The organism is Janibacter sp. HTCC2649 (genome assembly GCF_000152705.1).
GTDB lineage: Bacteria > Actinomycetota > Actinomycetes > Actinomycetales > Dermatophilaceae > Knoellia.
In genome coordinates, this window is the sequence record NZ_CH672413.1 from 3,560,586 (window position 1) to 3,574,750 (window position 14,165).

Below are 14,165 nucleotides of genomic sequence, written 5' to 3' on the forward strand. Positions count from 1 at the left end.
CATTCCCCAAGTGGTGCGGCGGCGACAGAGTCATGGCGAGTACCTGCCACACCCCCGAGTCGATCAGGTGGCAGTGGTGCTCTTGGCACTTTTCCACACGTAGGGCGTCGTCGTCGACACTTTGACGAGGCCCGATCGCTCGAGGATGGGTCGGGAGAACTCGGTGGAGTCGCTGTTGATCCACCGCTTGTCCTGGGCGATGGCCGACCGCGCTCGAGCTGCAGTCAGTGCCCGGTAGATCCCGCGGCCACGGTGCTCCGGCCGGGTGGCCCCACCCCAGATCCCGGCGAAGTCGGTGCCCTCGACGGGTTCGAGCCGGCCAGCGCTCACCATCTCGCCGGCCTCCTCGGCGACCCACATCTCCATGTCGTCGGCCGTGCGGAGTCGATGGATGATCTCCTCGTACATCGCGTCCGTCTCGGCCTCGTCATCGCCGAAGACCTCGCCCTGCATGAGCACCATGGCTCGCACATCGGCCTCGTCGTGGACCTGGCGAATCGTGACGCCCTCGGGCACCTCGAGCTCGAGGGCGAGCAACGCAGCGTCGCCGATCATCACCGACTCGCTCTCCTGCGCCTCGAAGCCGGCGGCCAGCAGCGCCTCGTGCAGGCCCGGGGCGTGGTCGTGGCCGCGCGTCTTCCACTCGACCTTGAGGATCTCGGGCATCGCTCCGTAGTGCTCCACCGCCGCCGCCACGAGCCCACGCACCGACTCCTCCGTGGCCGGCCCGCTCGCGCTGGAGAGGTCGCGATAGGTGATGAAGCCCCTTCCGCCCAGGTAGGTCGCGAGCAGCAGTGGCCCCAGTGCCGTGGTGCTCAGCGCGGAGGGGACTTCCGCGTCACGGCGGAGCTGGCTGTCGTAGGCCTCGAGCAGGATGGCGGGATCAGGTTCGGTCATGCCCCGACCCTTGCGCTCGCAGACGGTCACCGCAATCCCTTTACGCACGCTCTGCCGACAGCGAACACCGTGAGAACTTTTGGCACTCGAGTTGACCGAGTGCTAACGGCGACCTAGATTTGGACCATTGGCACTCGCCCTGTGTGAGTGCCAGCGCAGGCGGACCGACTCGACCCCCGCGACGGCGTGTTGGTTCCACAGTTCGGCGCACATTTTGCAGCTCAATTGTCCACCTTCGACTCATCCCAAAGGGGAGGTCACACAGTGTCGGTTTCCATCAAGCCGCTCGAGGACCGCATCGTCATCAAGTCGCTCGAGGCAGAGCAGACGACGGCGTCCGGTCTTGTCATCCCGGACACCGCGAAGGAGAAGCCCCAGGAGGGCGAGGTCCTCGCGGTTGGCCCCGGTCGCATCGACGACAACGGCAACCGTGTCCCGCTCGACGTCAACGTCGGCGACAAGGTCATCTACAGCAAGTACGGCGGCACCGAGGTCAAGCACGGCGGCGAGGAGTTCCTGATCCTTTCCGCTCGCGACGTCCTCGCGATCGTTTCTTGATCACAGCCTGAGCGAGCGTTGCTTTTCTGAACCACCACGTATGCCGTGGGCTCACCTCCCATGGTGCGCTCACGGCATACGCGCATCACCACCACTGCTTGCGTCTGCGTCGATGGCTGCTAGAGCCACCACGGGCGCAGACGCAACGATTAGACAAGGACATTCATGGCCAAGGAACTGGAGTTCAACGACTCCGCCCGCAAGGCGCTCGAGCGTGGCGTCGACGCCCTCGCCAACGCCGTCAAGGTGACGCTCGGCCCGAAGGGCCGCAACGTCGTCATCGACAAGAAGTGGGGCGCCCCCACGATCACCAACGATGGCGTGACCATCGCTCGCGAGATCGAGCTCGAGGACGCCTACGAGAACCTTGGCGCCCAGCTCGCCAAGGAGGTCGCGACCAAGACCAACGACGTCGCCGGTGACGGCACGACGACCGCGACGGTCCTGGCCCAGGCCATGGTCCACGAGGGCCTGCGCAACGTCACCGCCGGTGCGGCCCCGGCCGGGCTCAAGCGCGGCATGGACAAGGCAGTCGACGCCGTGTCCGAGAAGCTGCTCGAGACGGCCCGCGAGGTCGACGGCAAGGACGAGATCGCCTCTGTCGCTTCCCTGTCCGCTCAGGACAAGGAGATCGGCGCCACGATCGCCGAGGCGTTCGACAAGGTCGGCAAGGACGGCGTCATCACCGTCGAGGAGTCCTCGACCGCGTCCACCGAGCTCGAGTTCACCGAGGGCATGCAGTTCGACAAGGGCTACATCTCGCCCTACTTCGTCACCGACCCCGAGCGCATGGAGGCTGTCCTCGAGGACGCCTACGTGCTCATCAACCAGGGCAAGATCTCGGCGATCGCCGACGTCCTCCCGATCCTCGAGAAGGTTGTCCAGTCGGGCAAGCCGCTCGTGATCATCGCCGAGGACATCGACGGCGAGGCCCTGTCGACGCTCGTCGTCAACAAGATCCGCGGCACGTTCAACGTCGTGGCCGTCAAGGCTCCCGGCTTCGGCGACCGCCGCAAGGCGATGCTCCAGGACATTGCCGTCCTCACCGGTGGTCAGGTCATCGCCGAAGAGGTCGGGCTCAAGCTCGACACGGCCGACCTCACCGTTCTCGGTCAGGCCCGTCGTGTCGTTGTCACCAAGGACAACACGACGATCATCGACGGCTCGGGCGACTCGGCCGAGGTCGATGGACGCGTCAACCAGATCAAGGCCGAGATCGAGCGCACCGACTCCGACTGGGACCGCGAGAAGCTCCAGGAGCGCCTCGCCAAGCTCGCCGGTGGCGTCTGCGTCATCAAGGTCGGTGCCCACACCGAGGTTGAGCTCAAGGAGAAGAAGCACCGCATCGAGGACGCCATCTCGGCGACCCGCGCGGCCATCGAGGAGGGCATCGTCGCCGGTGGCGGCTCCGCTCTCATCCAGGCCGTCAAGGTCATCGACACGCTCGGTCTCGAGGGTGACGAGAAGGTCGGCGCCAGCATCGTGCAGAAGGCCGCGGCCGAGCCGCTGCGCTGGATCGCCGAGAACGCCGGTCTCCAGGGCTACGTCGCCGTCGCCAAGGTCTCCGAGCTTGAGCCGGGCATGGGCCTCAATGCCGCGACCGGTGAGTACGAAGACCTCATCAAGGCCGGCGTCATCGACCCGGTCAAGGTGACTCGTTCGGCCCTGCGCAACGCAGCGTCGATCGCGTCCATGGTTCTCACGACGGACACCCTCGTCGTCGAGAAGAAGGTCGACGAGGACGGCGGGGCTGGTCACAGCCACGGCGGCGGTCACGGCCACAGCCACTGAGCTGAACCCGTGAAGCCCCAGCGCTTCTGATCACAAACGCGTATGCCGCGTGCTCCCGTACAGGGGGAGCACGCGGCATACGCGTTTCTCGGGTGGTGCCGCGTTGCGACGACGCCGCCGTCGTGTCACCAGGTCCAGCGGAGTCCGAAGAGGCCGGGGCCGAAGTCCTGGACCGTGCGGTGGACAGAACTCCCCATGGGTGAGATGACGGAGGTGGACAAGCCGGTGTCGTCCTCCTCGATCCGTTCGTTCCACCGTGGGGGGTCGCCGTCGAAGCGCACCCACAGCCCCGCATGAGCCAACCGCCTCTCGGCTGAGCACGCGAAGTGGGTGACGTCCTCGGTGTCCACGATGTCGGTGCACGAGTACTCGACGACGGCGGTCTCTCCGATCGCGAGACCGCGCGGCAGCAACAGCTCCCAGACCGCCCAGCCCGTCGCGGAGTCGTAGGCCCAACGCCCCTCTTCGGCACCCCTCACCGAGATGGTCGGTCGGCTCTCGGTCGGGCTGTCGATCGACAAGGGGACCATGAGGCGGCGGCCGCCCTCGACACGAGATCGCCAGAGGCTCCGGTTGGAGGCGGACCGGATGCGCCGATCAGCCCCGATCTCGATGACGACACTGTCGCTCAGCCGCTCCAGCTCGGCGAGGTCCACGCAGCCAATCGTCTCCAGGAGTGGCTGCAGGACGCCGGGTGTGCCCGCGATGCTGTCGGTGGCATCAGCGCGGCTTCGGCGCAGTCGACGCGAGGGTCCGAGGCGAGCGGTCAGGTCACCCCTGCCCAGTCCAAGGATGTCCTCCAGATTGTCGAGCACGTCGAGCGAGTGCCGGTGCTCGGGGCGTCGTGCTCCCGTGCGCCAGAACCTCAGAGCGCTCTCGCTGATGGGGGTTCCCAGGTGCTCCAGGCGTCGCCGCAGCTCGGCGAGAGTGAGGCCGCGCTCCCGGATGGCTGCATCGAGGGTCGAAGCGAAGTCGCTGGTGCGCGTCGACGGTCTGCGGTCCATGCGCGTCAAAATAGCCGCTGGTCGTGCCTCATCCCGGCGTTTGACTCCACACACACGGACCTCCCGTGTGTGTGGCGCCCTCACGTAGCGTCCAAAATCCACGACGTGGCTACTCGGAGTTGGCCGCACACAGTGAGATGTCAGGGGAGAGGGCGAAACGAATGCGGATCGTCATTGCGGATGACCACGAGCTCTACCGAAGCGGAATGCTGACCGTGTTGGGTGACGAGCCGGACATCGACATCGTGGCCGAGGTCGGGTCCCTTCCCGCGGCCGTCGCGAAGTGTGTGGACCTCGACCCTAACGTGGTCATCCTCGGCCATCGACCACCTCGCCACAGCGGGATCGAAGCGTGCCGGGCCATCAGTGACAGGGCCCCGCGGACGAAGAGCCTCATCCTCACGGGCTCCGGGGACGAAGGGGACCTGGTCGAGGCGATGGCGGCCGGCGCGAGTGGCTACCTCCTCAAGGATTTCCCTGCACAGCAGATCATCGAGTCGCTGCGCCTGGCCCACCGGGGTCAGGCCCTGATCCCTCTGGGGATGAGCAGTCAGTTGATCCGCGAGCTGTCGCAGCCCCGGCAGACGCCAGGGGAGTCGACGACCCCTCGGCTCAGCGATCGCGAGCTCGGGGTCCTGCAGCTGGTGGGGCAGGGCAAGGGCAACAAGGAGATCGCCGCGCAGCTGTTCATCAGCCAGAACACCGTCAAGAACCACATCCAGAACATCCGCAACAAGCTCAACGTGGGATCGCGGATCGAGCTGGCGATGCATGGTGCGGAGCAGGAGATGGGCGATCGGACGGGTCCGCCTCGATGACGAAGGGCATGGTCCGCCGACCGCCGTGGTGGTGACGCGCGCGTCGGTCGTGCACGCCGAGACGCGTATGCCGCGTGCTCCCGTACAGGGGGAGCACGCGGCATACGCGTCTCTCAGGGCGTGCCCGTGGGCTCAGGTGACGTTGACCGTCACCGTCGCCACCGTGTCGTTGCGACTGTCGCCCACGAGGACACGCACCGTGTGGGCCCCGGCTGTCGCCCAGGTGTGCGAACCCTTGAGCGTGGCGGTGCCGTCGGAGGCCACCGTGATGGTCGCGTCCGTCGTCGGGCTGCCGTCGCCCCAGGCGACGCGAGCGGTGTAGCCGCCCTCGGCGGGGACCCCACCGTTGGCGGTCCCGAGCGTCACGGTGGAGGCGACGCCGGCCTTGGCGGTCGCGCCCGATGCCGGCGTCACCGTCAGGGGAGTCCCGTTGTCGGCCACCGAGAAGATGTGGATCCGACCGTTGGCATGCGGGTCTCCGGTCTGCGTCGGCAGGGTCACCGAGGCCACCGTCTTGCCAGCGGGGATGGTGAGCGGTGCGGTCGCGAACAGCTTGAGGTGGCAGCCGTCCGTGCCCGTGCCGTTGAGGCGTGAGGTCATCTCCACCGCGAGGATGTTGGTGAACTTCACGTCGCCGCACCAGTCGCCGTACTGGATCTTGTATGCCGTGCTCGTCCCGTCCGTGTAGGTCACCGTGCCAGTGGTGTCCTGGTCCTTCTGGGTCGCCGTGCCGATGAGGCTCAGCTTCGTGGCGCCCGGCGCGAGGGTGACGGGCAGGGTCTGCCCAGCGCCGGTGGCGTTGTCGTTCTCACCGGCCGGGATCGCCGGCATGGCGAACTTCAGGTCCGTCCCGGGGACGGTGATCAGCTTGCCGGGGGAGGCGCCGGCTTCGGCCAGCGCCGGGCGTGAGACGCCGGCCTGGTCACCGTCGCAGACGCTCTGCTCTCCGGGGTCGCCGATGCAGACGAGGTCGAACCCGGAGGCGTACGACGGTACGACGGCCTGGTGCACCGTCACGGAGCCGACGGCGCTCGCCTCACCCTTGGGGTCCTTGACGGTGAGCACCGTCTCGTAGACGCCGGGGTCGGCCCACGTGTGGCTGCCCTTGACGCTGTAGGACCCGAGGTCGCCCGCGGTGATCGTGCCGGCCGACGACGTGCCGTCGCCCCACGCGATGGTGGCGGTGTAGTCGCCCACGGCCGAACCCTTGCCGCCCGAGAAGGTGCCGATGGCCCCGCTGATGGAGGTGCCTTCGATGCCCTCGAGGGTGCTGGACGCGCTCACCTTGAGCCCGGTGTTCTGGGCGTGTGAACCGTCCGTGAGGAACTCGATCTCGGACAGGGTCGGCGTCCCGGTGCTCGCCGTGACGACGAGCCGGTAGGCCGTGTACGTGCCGGGTGCGGCGATCTTGAACGGCCGCGTCTGGGTGCGCCAGGCGAAGGTCTGGCTGGTGCGACTGTCGATCGTCTCCCAGGACCGTCCGTCCTTGCTGCCCTCGACCCGCCACGCGCTCGGCTCGCCAGCAGCAGCGCCGTTGGTGAGCGTGTAGAACGTCGCCCGCTGACCGATGCCCGAGAGGCTGTAGGTCACCGTTGGCGTCGTCGTGGTGAACGTCGTCGCCGTGGTCGAGTTGTTGTCGAACAGCGCGGCCGGGGTGGTCGCGGCGGGTGCCGTGACGGTGCCCGCGCTCGGCCCGGTGGCGTCACGCAGAGGTGCCGGCATGGCGTCGCCCTTGGTGAGCGACGGCGGAGCGGCGTTCGGCTTCGTCCCGTAGTCCGACGGCGAGGACCCCATGGCGAAGTCGATCGTCGCGGCCCCCGCGATGAGGCTGTGCGGGATGGAGACGTTCTTGAAGCCGTCACCGTTGACCTTGAGCTTCTGCACGTAGATGTTCTTCGCGGAGTTCGCCGGAGCGTTGACCACGAGATCACCCTTGGTGCGGTGCACTGTCGCCTTGGTGAACTTCGGTGAGCCGACGGCCCATTCGGCCGAACCGACCTGCAGCGGGTAGATGCCGAGCGAGGACAGGATGTTCCAGGCCGACTGCTCGCCGTTGTCCTCGTCGCCCGCATAGCCCTGGCCGATGTCGCCACCGACGTAGAGGCGGCGCAGGATCTCGCGCACCTTCTCGGCCGTCCGCGACTGCTTGCCGGTCCAGTTGTACATGTAGGGGATGTGGTGCGAGACCTGGTTGCTCATCCCGAACATGCCCATCCGGACGTCACGGGCCTCGATCATCTCGTGGATCGTGCCGCCGTAGGAGCCGACCTTCGTCGCCGTCTCCGGCCGCGTGAAGAACTCGTCGAGCTTGTCGGCCATGGCCGCGCGCCCACCGAGGAGGTTGGCGAGACCGTTGCCGTCCTGAGGTGCGTGGAACGCGAAGTTCCAGCCGTTGGTCTCGGTGTAGCCGTTGCCCCACACGTCGGGGTCGAAGTTCGGCGCGAACTCACCGTTGGCCGAGCGCACCCGCAGGAACCCGGTCTTGGGGTCGAAGTAGTTCGTGTACTCGGTGGCGCGCTTGAGGAAGTACTCGGACTCCTCCTTGAGCGTGGCCTTGCGTGCGGCCGGAACACTGGGGTCGGTGGCGAGCTTCGCGGCCTGGTTGCCGATGCCGAAGTCGTTCACGAGACCCTCGAGGCCCCACGACACACTCTCGTGCGTGCTCTCCGAGGTGAAGCCGAGGAACGGCGACGTGGCCAGACCCTTGCGGCCGACGCCCGACGAGGGCGGGAGGACCGTCGCGTTCTTGAGCCCGGCATCGTAGGTGCCGAGCTTGTCGGGCAGCGGCACACCCTTGACGTAGGCGTCGGCGAACGAGACGTCCGAGCTGGTGCCGGTCATGAGGTCGGCGTAGCCGGGCGAGGACCACCGGGCGACCCAGCCGCCGTCGCGATACTGCTGGACGAAGCCGTCAGCGATCTCGGCAGCCACCTCCGGGTAGAGGAGGGAGTAGGCCGGCCACACGGTCCGATAGGTGTCCCAGAAGCCGTTGTTGACATAGATCTTGCCGTCCTTGACGGCGGCGTTCGTCGTCGTCGGAGTGGCGCTGCCGGTCTTGGCCGACACGGGGCTGGCGTACTGGAAGTGCGGTGCCGCCGCCGTGCCCGTGTTCTCGAACTGGCTGTTCGGGTAGAGGTTGAGGCGGTAGAGGTTCGAGTAGAGCGTGCGGGCCTCTGAGTCGCTCGCACCCTCGACCTCGACGACGTTGAGGCGCTTGTCCCACTTGGCCTTGGCGTCGCCCTGGACGTCGTTGAACGTCTTGCCGGCAAGCTCCAGGTCGTGGTTGCGCTTGGCCTGGTCGAGCGAGATGAACGACGTCGCGAGACGCAGTTCCACGTCCTTGTCGGTCGTCGTGTCGAACTTGGCGTAGCGCGTGCCGGTGTGCCCGGACGGCGCAACACCGGTCGAGGCTGCCGGACGGTCGAAGACGCCGTGGACGAACATCCGGCTGCGTCCCACGGACAGGCCGCTGCCGTTGTCGACCCAGCCGTCGACGGTGCCCGCCGCGGCGTTCACGGTGAAGCTGCCGTTGTTGTCGACGGTGTCGAGCACGAGGTTGCTCGTCGGTGCACCTTCGGGGAAGGTGAAGCGCCACACGCCGCCGTGGTCAGCGGGCGCGGTCTCCGCGGTGATGCCGCCATCGAGGTGGACGCGGTAGTGGTCCGGGCGGGCGACCTCGTCGGCGTGGTCGTAGGCGAGAGCGCGTCCCGTCGCGCTGCCGGTCGGGATGCCCTGGGCGATCGAGGGCATGACCGACATCTGGTTGCGGTCACCCATCCAGGGGGAGGGCTCGTGCGAGATGCCGAGGCCCTGGAGCACCGGTCGGTTCTGCGCGTTGTTGCCGGCCTGGTAGTAGTACTGCCAGGACTGCGAGTTGGCGTCCGAGACGGGCGTGAAGAACGTGAAACCGTTGGGAACAGCGCTGATCGGCAGATTGTTGCCGCGCGAGAAGGACCCACTGGAGTTCGTTCCGCGACGCACGTCCACGGCATACGTCGGGCTGGAGCGGTCGAGCGCAACGGGTGCGGGATCGACCTTGATGTCGTCGACCCAACCACTGAAGGTCGTGTCCTTCGTGGGGCTCGCGCTGTTGTCGTAGCCGAGGAGGATCGCGTCGATCGTCTTGCCCTGCGCCTTGGGGCCGAGGTCGATGACGACGGAGTTCCACTGCGAGGCGTAGAGGATCTTGCCGACGCCCTGCCCGTTGGGTGAGGTCGCGGTGTCGGTGCTGTCCGTGGCGCCCAGACCGGACAGGAACGTCCCGTCGGTGAAGCGCAGGTCGACGGCGGAGTAGGTCGACGGGTAGCTCAGGTCACCCGAGATCATCTCGGGGAGGATCTTGTAGGTGAGCTGGGACCGTTGTCCCACAGGCACATCCACGTCGAAGAGCCGGTTCCAGGCGAAGCCTCGCCCGGCTGCCGTGTGCCGGCCTCCGTAGCGCAGCGCCTTGACCCCGGTCCATCCGACCTGGGACTTGATGTTGAAGCCGGAGCGCGGCCCGGCACCCACCACGGTGGCGATCGGGGTCAGCGCCGGCTCGTTCGGGTCGATCTCGCCAAAGAGGTTCCAGTCGGCGAGTTGGACGATGTTGCCGGTGTTGTTGGCCGTGACATTGAGGCGGTAGAAGCCATAGTCGCCCGGCGTCGTCACCGTGAACGTCTGCTTGGACTTGCGACCGGCGAAGACGATGCCCGAGCGCTGGTCGATGTCGGTCCAGGTCGTGCCGTCGGTCGAGCCCTGGAGCGTGACGTTCTTGGGGTCGCGCTCGGGGGCGTCGTCGCCCGAGGTCATCGACCAGGTGAGTGCGCGCTTCGGGGCGGACAGCTGGTAGCGGACCCAGCCCGTGGCGGCGAACGCGAGCCACTTCGTGTCGGGGTTGGCGTCGGTGAGGTTGGCAGCCACCTCACCGGGAGCGTTCTCGGCGCTCGCCGTGACTCCGGTGACCGCTCCGAGCAGGCTGCCGTCGGCGGCTGCGCCACCCGTGACGTTCTGCTGGCGCGGTCCGGTGGAGTCCACCTCGACGGTGGACTCGAGGGGTTGCGGTTGGCCGGTCTCGAACGAGGTCGACCACGCACCTCCCTCGGCTGCTGCGGTCGGTGGGGCTGCCTGCGGCGGAGCGGCAGTTGCGGTCCCGGGGGCGCAAGCCCATCCGAGTGCAAGCGCAACGGCTCCTGCGGTCAGTCCTCTGGGGACGGCGGTGGTCAAGCGCATGGTTCCTCCGGGCTCGTCGTTGAGCAGTGACCGATCTCCCTCGATCGGCCATCTTTCACGACCTTGTCCGTATGCCGTCCGGTCCGCAACGGGAGCCCCTCACCTTGTCCGATGGAGACAACTCATCGGACAAATCGTCTCCGAAGGGGCTTCGGCAGGTGGTCCTACGTTGCTCTGCAGCGCGGAGTTTGGTGTGATCAGACCTGTGACAGCGTTGTCAGGAAAACGGACATCCGCGCGGCCGACCATGGCCGACGTGGCGGAGGAGGCTCACGTCTCCGTCAAGACGGTGTCGAGGGTGGTCAACCGTGAGCCGGGGGTGCGTCGCGACACGGAGCTGCGGGTGCGTGGTGTCATCGACCGCATCGGGTTCATGCGACACGACGGTGCGCGAATCCTGCGGCAGGGGCGCACGCAGACCATTGCCCTGGTCGTCGAGGATCTCGCCAACCCCTTCTACTCACAGATCAGCGCGGCAGTCGAACGCGAGGCCCGCATTCGCCAGCACCAGCTCATCACGGCGTCTGCCGAAGGTTCACCGACGCGCGAGCGCGTGGTCCTCGAGGGCCTCATCAACCGCCGGGTCGATGGCCTCGTGGTCGTGCCGGCCGGCGAGCGTCCCGCGACCGACCCCACCGTGGCCGCCAGCGGGACCCCGATCGTCTACGTCGACCGACCCGTGCGGGGGGAACCCTGCGACACGGTCCTCAGCGACAACGCCGGCGGCGTGCGCAGCGCCGTCGAGCACCTGGTGGCCTTCGGTCACCGACGCATCGCCCTGCTCGGGGACGACGCGGAGTTCTGGACCGCTCGACAACGACGCGAGGCGTTCGTCGCCATCCACGACCAGCTCGGGTTGCCCGGTGACACCCGGATCGCCATGGGGCCGCACACACCGGAGTCCCTGGCCGAGCGGCTGGGCAGCTGGTCGCGGGAGCGCACCCCTGTGACGGCCGTGATCACCGGCAACAACCGGGTCACCCTGGCCGCCCTGCACGCCATGCGCCGTGCTGGCGTGCAGATGGGGCTCGTCGGCTACGACGACTTCGAGCTCGCCGACCTCATCGAGCCCTCCGTGACCGTGGTCCACCAGGACCCGGCCTCGATCGGCCAGAAGGCCGTCCTCCAGCTCTTTGCGCGCCTGCTCGGCGACGAGTCGCCCGCTCAGACAGTCGTCATGCCGACGCGACTCATCGTGCGCGAGTCCGGTCGTCTCCCCTCATCCGTCCCAGTTCGGAAGGCCCATTCATGACCGACATCTCGACGAGCGCGGTCCACGCCACGACCGCTGCCCTGGCGACCAACACGCCTCGGCGGTTCTATCGCGGGGGCGAGCGCATCTTCGCCTTCCGTGGTCTTGAGGCGCCGAGTGACTTCGACGGCTACCGCCCCGAGGACTGGATCGGTTCGACGGCCCGACTCTTCGCCGAGGGTGGTGGGGGAGTGACGACGCTCGACGGCGGACGCGAGCTTCCTGATGCCTTCGCGGCTGACGCCGACGGGTGGTTCGGCGAAGCACACGTCGCGCGCTTCGGCGGCGACCCCAACCTGCTGACGAAGCTCCTCGACAGCGGCGAGCGACTCCCCGTCCACTCGCACCCCAGCCGAGCGTTCGCCACGACCCACCTCGACTGCGACCACGGCAAGACCGAGGCCTGGATCGTCCTCGTTGCCGACCCTGACGCCACCGTGTGGGTGGGCTTTCGCGACGAGCTCTCGGCCGAGGACCTGGCCGAGCTCGTCGACGCGCAGGACGACCGGCTCCTTGAGGCACTCAACCCCATCAAGGTGTCGGCGGGCGATGCCGTTCTCGTCCCGGCCGGGCAGCCCCATGCCATCGGCGAGGGCGTGCTCATCCTCGAGCTCCAGGAACCCACTGACTTCTCAGTCATGCTGGAGCACAAGCGTTTTGGCCTCGAACTCGACCACGCCTTCCTCGGTCTCGAGCGCCCCGTCGCGTTGCAGAGCGTCGACCACGGCCCGGTGACGGGCGAGCGCCTCGAGACCCTGCGACGTCGGTGGGCCGACGTCGTCGACTTCGGTTCGGCGCTGCCCGACGAGGCGAGCGCCTACTTCCGGGCGGAGGTCGTGCGGCCGGTGACGGGCGACGTGACGGTGGGGGCGGCATACGCCGCAGTGGTCGTCGTGGACGGGCACGGGACGTTCACGTCCGCGCACGGCGCGCGGGAGGTGCGCGCCGGTGACGTGCTGCTCGTGCCGTTCGCGGCCGGTGACGTCACCGTGAGCGGCGACGTCACCCTCATCCGGTGTATGCCGCCCGCCCCCTGAGAGCGACCACAATCGTCCAATAGGGCACGAATGGCGCCAGCCATTCGTGCCCTATTGGACGATTGTGGTCGCTGCGGTCAACTCTCGGAGATGACGGCGAAGGTCTCTCCGGCGTAGGTCACCGTGTCGCCGGGGCGCACCTGGCGGCCGCGGCGGACGTCGACCTCACCGTTGACCTCGACCTCGCCGGCCTCGACGACGGCCCGGGCGTCAGCCCCGTCCTCGACGACGGACGCGAACTTGAGGAGCTGGCCGAGGCGGATGCTCTCGCCGGCAATGGGGATCTCGGTAGGTGTCACGCCGCAAGGATAGGTGCGAAGGGGAGTGGCCTAGTGTGCGAAGCATGCGCACTCTCGGAGTCCTCGGTGGCATGAGCTGGACGAGCACGGCGAGCTACTACCGCCTCCTCAACGAAGGGGTCGTGGCCCGGCTCGGTGGGCTGCACTCGGCTCAGCTCCTCCTCCACAGCGTCGACTTCGACCCGGTGGCGAAGGCCCAGCACGACGGCGACTGGGATGCGACGGTCGCCATCCTGGCGCGCGCTGCCGAAGGACTGGCTCGTGGTGGCGCCGAGGCCCTGCTCGTGGCGACGAACACGATGCACAAGGTGGCCGACGAGCTCCAGCAGGCGTCCGGCCTCCCGCTGCTCCACATCGCCGACTCGACAGCAGACGCCATCGTCGCCGATGGGGTGAGCAGGGTCGGCCTGCTCGCCACGGCGTTCACGATGGAGCAGGACTTCTATGTCGGACGGCTGCGGGCCAAGGGGCTCGAGGTCATCGTCCCTGATGCACCCCAGCGCGCGGAGGTCCACCGGATCATCTATGACGAGCTCTGCCTCGACGTCGTGCTCGACGAGTCACGCGCTGCGTATCGCGACGTGATGGCGTCCCTTGTCGAGAGAGGCGCGCAGGCGGTCATCCTGGGGTGCACCGAGATCACGCTGCTGGTGAGTGAGCAGGACAGCTCGGTCCCGCTCTATGACACGACGCGGATCCACGCCGATGCCGGCGTCGACTTCATGCTCGGCTGACCGACGCTTTGCCGGACCCCTACCCAGAAAAATGTCGGGCGGCTGAGAGCGTCCCTGGTCGCTCCCAGCCGCCCGGCTGGCCTGCCGAACACCTGAGCGCGTCCCTGGTCGCTCTCAGCCGTCCGGCCGTTTGGTCACTCGCTGCTGATCGAGTCAGCTGGCGAGCTCACGTTGGTTGAGGATGCGAATGCGCTCTTCCTCGGTCATTCCGCCCCAGACGCCATACGGCTCGCGTGACGACAGCGCGTGCTCACGGCACAGCTTGAGCACCGGGCAGGTGTCGCAGACGGCCTTGGCGCGGTCATCGCGGCTGCGGCGCTGGTTGCCGCGCTCGCCCTCGGGGTGGAAGAAGACCTCCGGGCTCACCTGACGGCAGTGCCCGTCGAACTGCCACTCCCAAACATCGAGTGTCGGCTTCGGCAGTCGTGCGATGTCAGTCATGACCCCTCCTGTCCGTGGCTTCCGACCTCGTCGTCGGTCGCCGTAGTAGTCACACACCCCTCGTGCGCAGCATCAGGCTAGGAACGCGTTGGCAAGGTGCGGGTCTGGGGCAGGTAAGAAGTT

General features: G+C 67.7%; 11 protein-coding genes. 6 read left to right on the forward strand and 5 right to left on the reverse strand.

The features are described 5' to 3' along the window. Positions 1–63: 63 nt before the first annotated feature. A complete protein-coding gene (locus JNB_RS17100; protein ID WP_040885142.1) occupies positions 64–897 on the reverse strand; it encodes a GNAT family N-acetyltransferase in 834 nt (277 codons plus the stop codon). Between the two features lie 264 nt (positions 898–1,161). Here JNB_RS17100 and groES point away from each other — a divergent pair, with 264 nt between their 5' ends. Next, positions 1,162–1,455, forward strand: coding sequence for a co-chaperone GroES (gene groES / locus JNB_RS17105; RefSeq protein ID WP_009777779.1), 294 nt, complete (start codon positions 1,162–1,164; stop codon positions 1,453–1,455). A gap of 165 nt (positions 1,456–1,620) precedes the next feature. Then, a complete protein-coding gene (gene groL, locus JNB_RS17110; RefSeq protein ID WP_009777780.1) occupies positions 1,621–3,246 on the forward strand; it encodes a chaperonin GroEL in 1,626 nt (541 codons plus the stop codon). Between the two features lie 125 nt (positions 3,247–3,371). Here groL and JNB_RS17115 read toward each other — a convergent pair whose 3' ends face one another. Next, positions 3,372–4,250 carry a hypothetical protein gene (locus JNB_RS17115; protein ID WP_009777781.1) on the reverse strand — a complete coding sequence of 293 codons (879 nt, stop codon included), beginning with the start codon at positions 4,248–4,250 and terminating at the stop codon, positions 3,372–3,374. 161 nt (positions 4,251–4,411) lie between these two features. Between JNB_RS17115 and JNB_RS17120 the strand changes: the two genes are divergently transcribed. Further along, positions 4,412–5,068 (forward strand): response regulator transcription factor, encoded by a 657-nt coding sequence (locus tag JNB_RS17120; protein ID WP_009777782.1) that lies wholly within the window; start codon positions 4,412–4,414, stop codon positions 5,066–5,068. Between the two features lie 132 nt (positions 5,069–5,200). Here JNB_RS17120 and JNB_RS17125 read toward each other — a convergent pair whose 3' ends face one another. Then, positions 5,201–10,279, reverse strand: coding sequence for a GH92 family glycosyl hydrolase (locus JNB_RS17125; protein WP_009777783.1), 5,079 nt, complete (start codon positions 10,277–10,279; stop codon positions 5,201–5,203). Positions 10,280–10,526: 247 nt separating this feature from the next. On the opposite strand from JNB_RS17125, the gene JNB_RS17130 reads away from it, so the two are divergent. Both JNB_RS17130 and JNB_RS17135 read left to right on the forward strand, forming a co-directional pair. Further along, complete coding sequence (locus tag JNB_RS17130) at positions 10,527–11,531, forward strand: LacI family DNA-binding transcriptional regulator (protein WP_009777784.1); 1,005 nt, start codon at positions 10,527–10,529, stop codon at positions 11,529–11,531. Then, positions 11,528–12,568 (forward strand): class I mannose-6-phosphate isomerase, encoded by a 1,041-nt coding sequence (locus JNB_RS17135; RefSeq protein WP_009777785.1) that lies wholly within the window; start codon positions 11,528–11,530, stop codon positions 12,566–12,568. The genes JNB_RS17130 and JNB_RS17135 overlap by 4 nt, the downstream gene beginning before the upstream one ends. A 77-nt stretch (positions 12,569–12,645) precedes the next feature. Here the strand turns inward: JNB_RS17135 and JNB_RS17140 are convergent, their stop codons facing one another. Then, positions 12,646–12,867, reverse strand: coding sequence for an RNA-binding S4 domain-containing protein (locus tag JNB_RS17140; RefSeq protein WP_009777786.1), 222 nt, complete (start codon positions 12,865–12,867; stop codon positions 12,646–12,648). A gap of 44 nt (positions 12,868–12,911) precedes the next feature. Between JNB_RS17140 and JNB_RS17145 the strand changes: the two genes are divergently transcribed. Then, positions 12,912–13,601 (forward strand): aspartate/glutamate racemase family protein, encoded by a 690-nt coding sequence (locus tag JNB_RS17145; RefSeq protein WP_009777787.1) that lies wholly within the window; start codon positions 12,912–12,914, stop codon positions 13,599–13,601. 153 nt (positions 13,602–13,754) lie between these two features. Here the strand turns inward: JNB_RS17145 and JNB_RS17150 are convergent, their stop codons facing one another. Continuing rightward, entirely contained in the window at positions 13,755–14,042 is a 288-nt protein-coding gene (locus tag JNB_RS17150) for a WhiB family transcriptional regulator (protein ID WP_009777788.1), read from the reverse strand. Positions 14,043–14,165 lie beyond the last annotated feature (123 nt).

Bases quoted from the DNA above. Each gene is read 5' to 3' on its own strand.
- JNB_RS17115 (WP_009777781.1), bottom strand. From the start codon at position 4,250: ATGGACCGCAGACCGTCGACGCGCACCAGCGACTTCGCTTCGACCCTC.
- JNB_RS17145 (WP_009777787.1), top strand. From the start codon at position 12,912: ATGCGCACTCTCGGAGTCCTCGGTGGCATGAGCTGGACGAGCACGGCG.
- JNB_RS17100 (WP_040885142.1), bottom strand. From the start codon at position 897: ATGACCGAACCTGATCCCGCCATCCTGCTCGAGGCCTACGACAGCCAG.
- JNB_RS17120 (WP_009777782.1), top strand. From the start codon at position 4,412: ATGCGGATCGTCATTGCGGATGACCACGAGCTCTACCGAAGCGGAATG.
- JNB_RS17130 (WP_009777784.1), top strand. From the start codon at position 10,527: ATGGCCGACGTGGCGGAGGAGGCTCACGTCTCCGTCAAGACGGTGTCG.
- JNB_RS17125 (WP_009777783.1), bottom strand. From the start codon at position 10,279: ATGCGCTTGACCACCGCCGTCCCCAGAGGACTGACCGCAGGAGCCGTT.
- JNB_RS17135 (WP_009777785.1), top strand. From the start codon at position 11,528: ATGACCGACATCTCGACGAGCGCGGTCCACGCCACGACCGCTGCCCTG.
- JNB_RS17150 (WP_009777788.1), bottom strand. From the start codon at position 14,042: ATGACTGACATCGCACGACTGCCGAAGCCGACACTCGATGTTTGGGAG.
- groL (WP_009777780.1), top strand. From the start codon at position 1,621: ATGGCCAAGGAACTGGAGTTCAACGACTCCGCCCGCAAGGCGCTCGAG.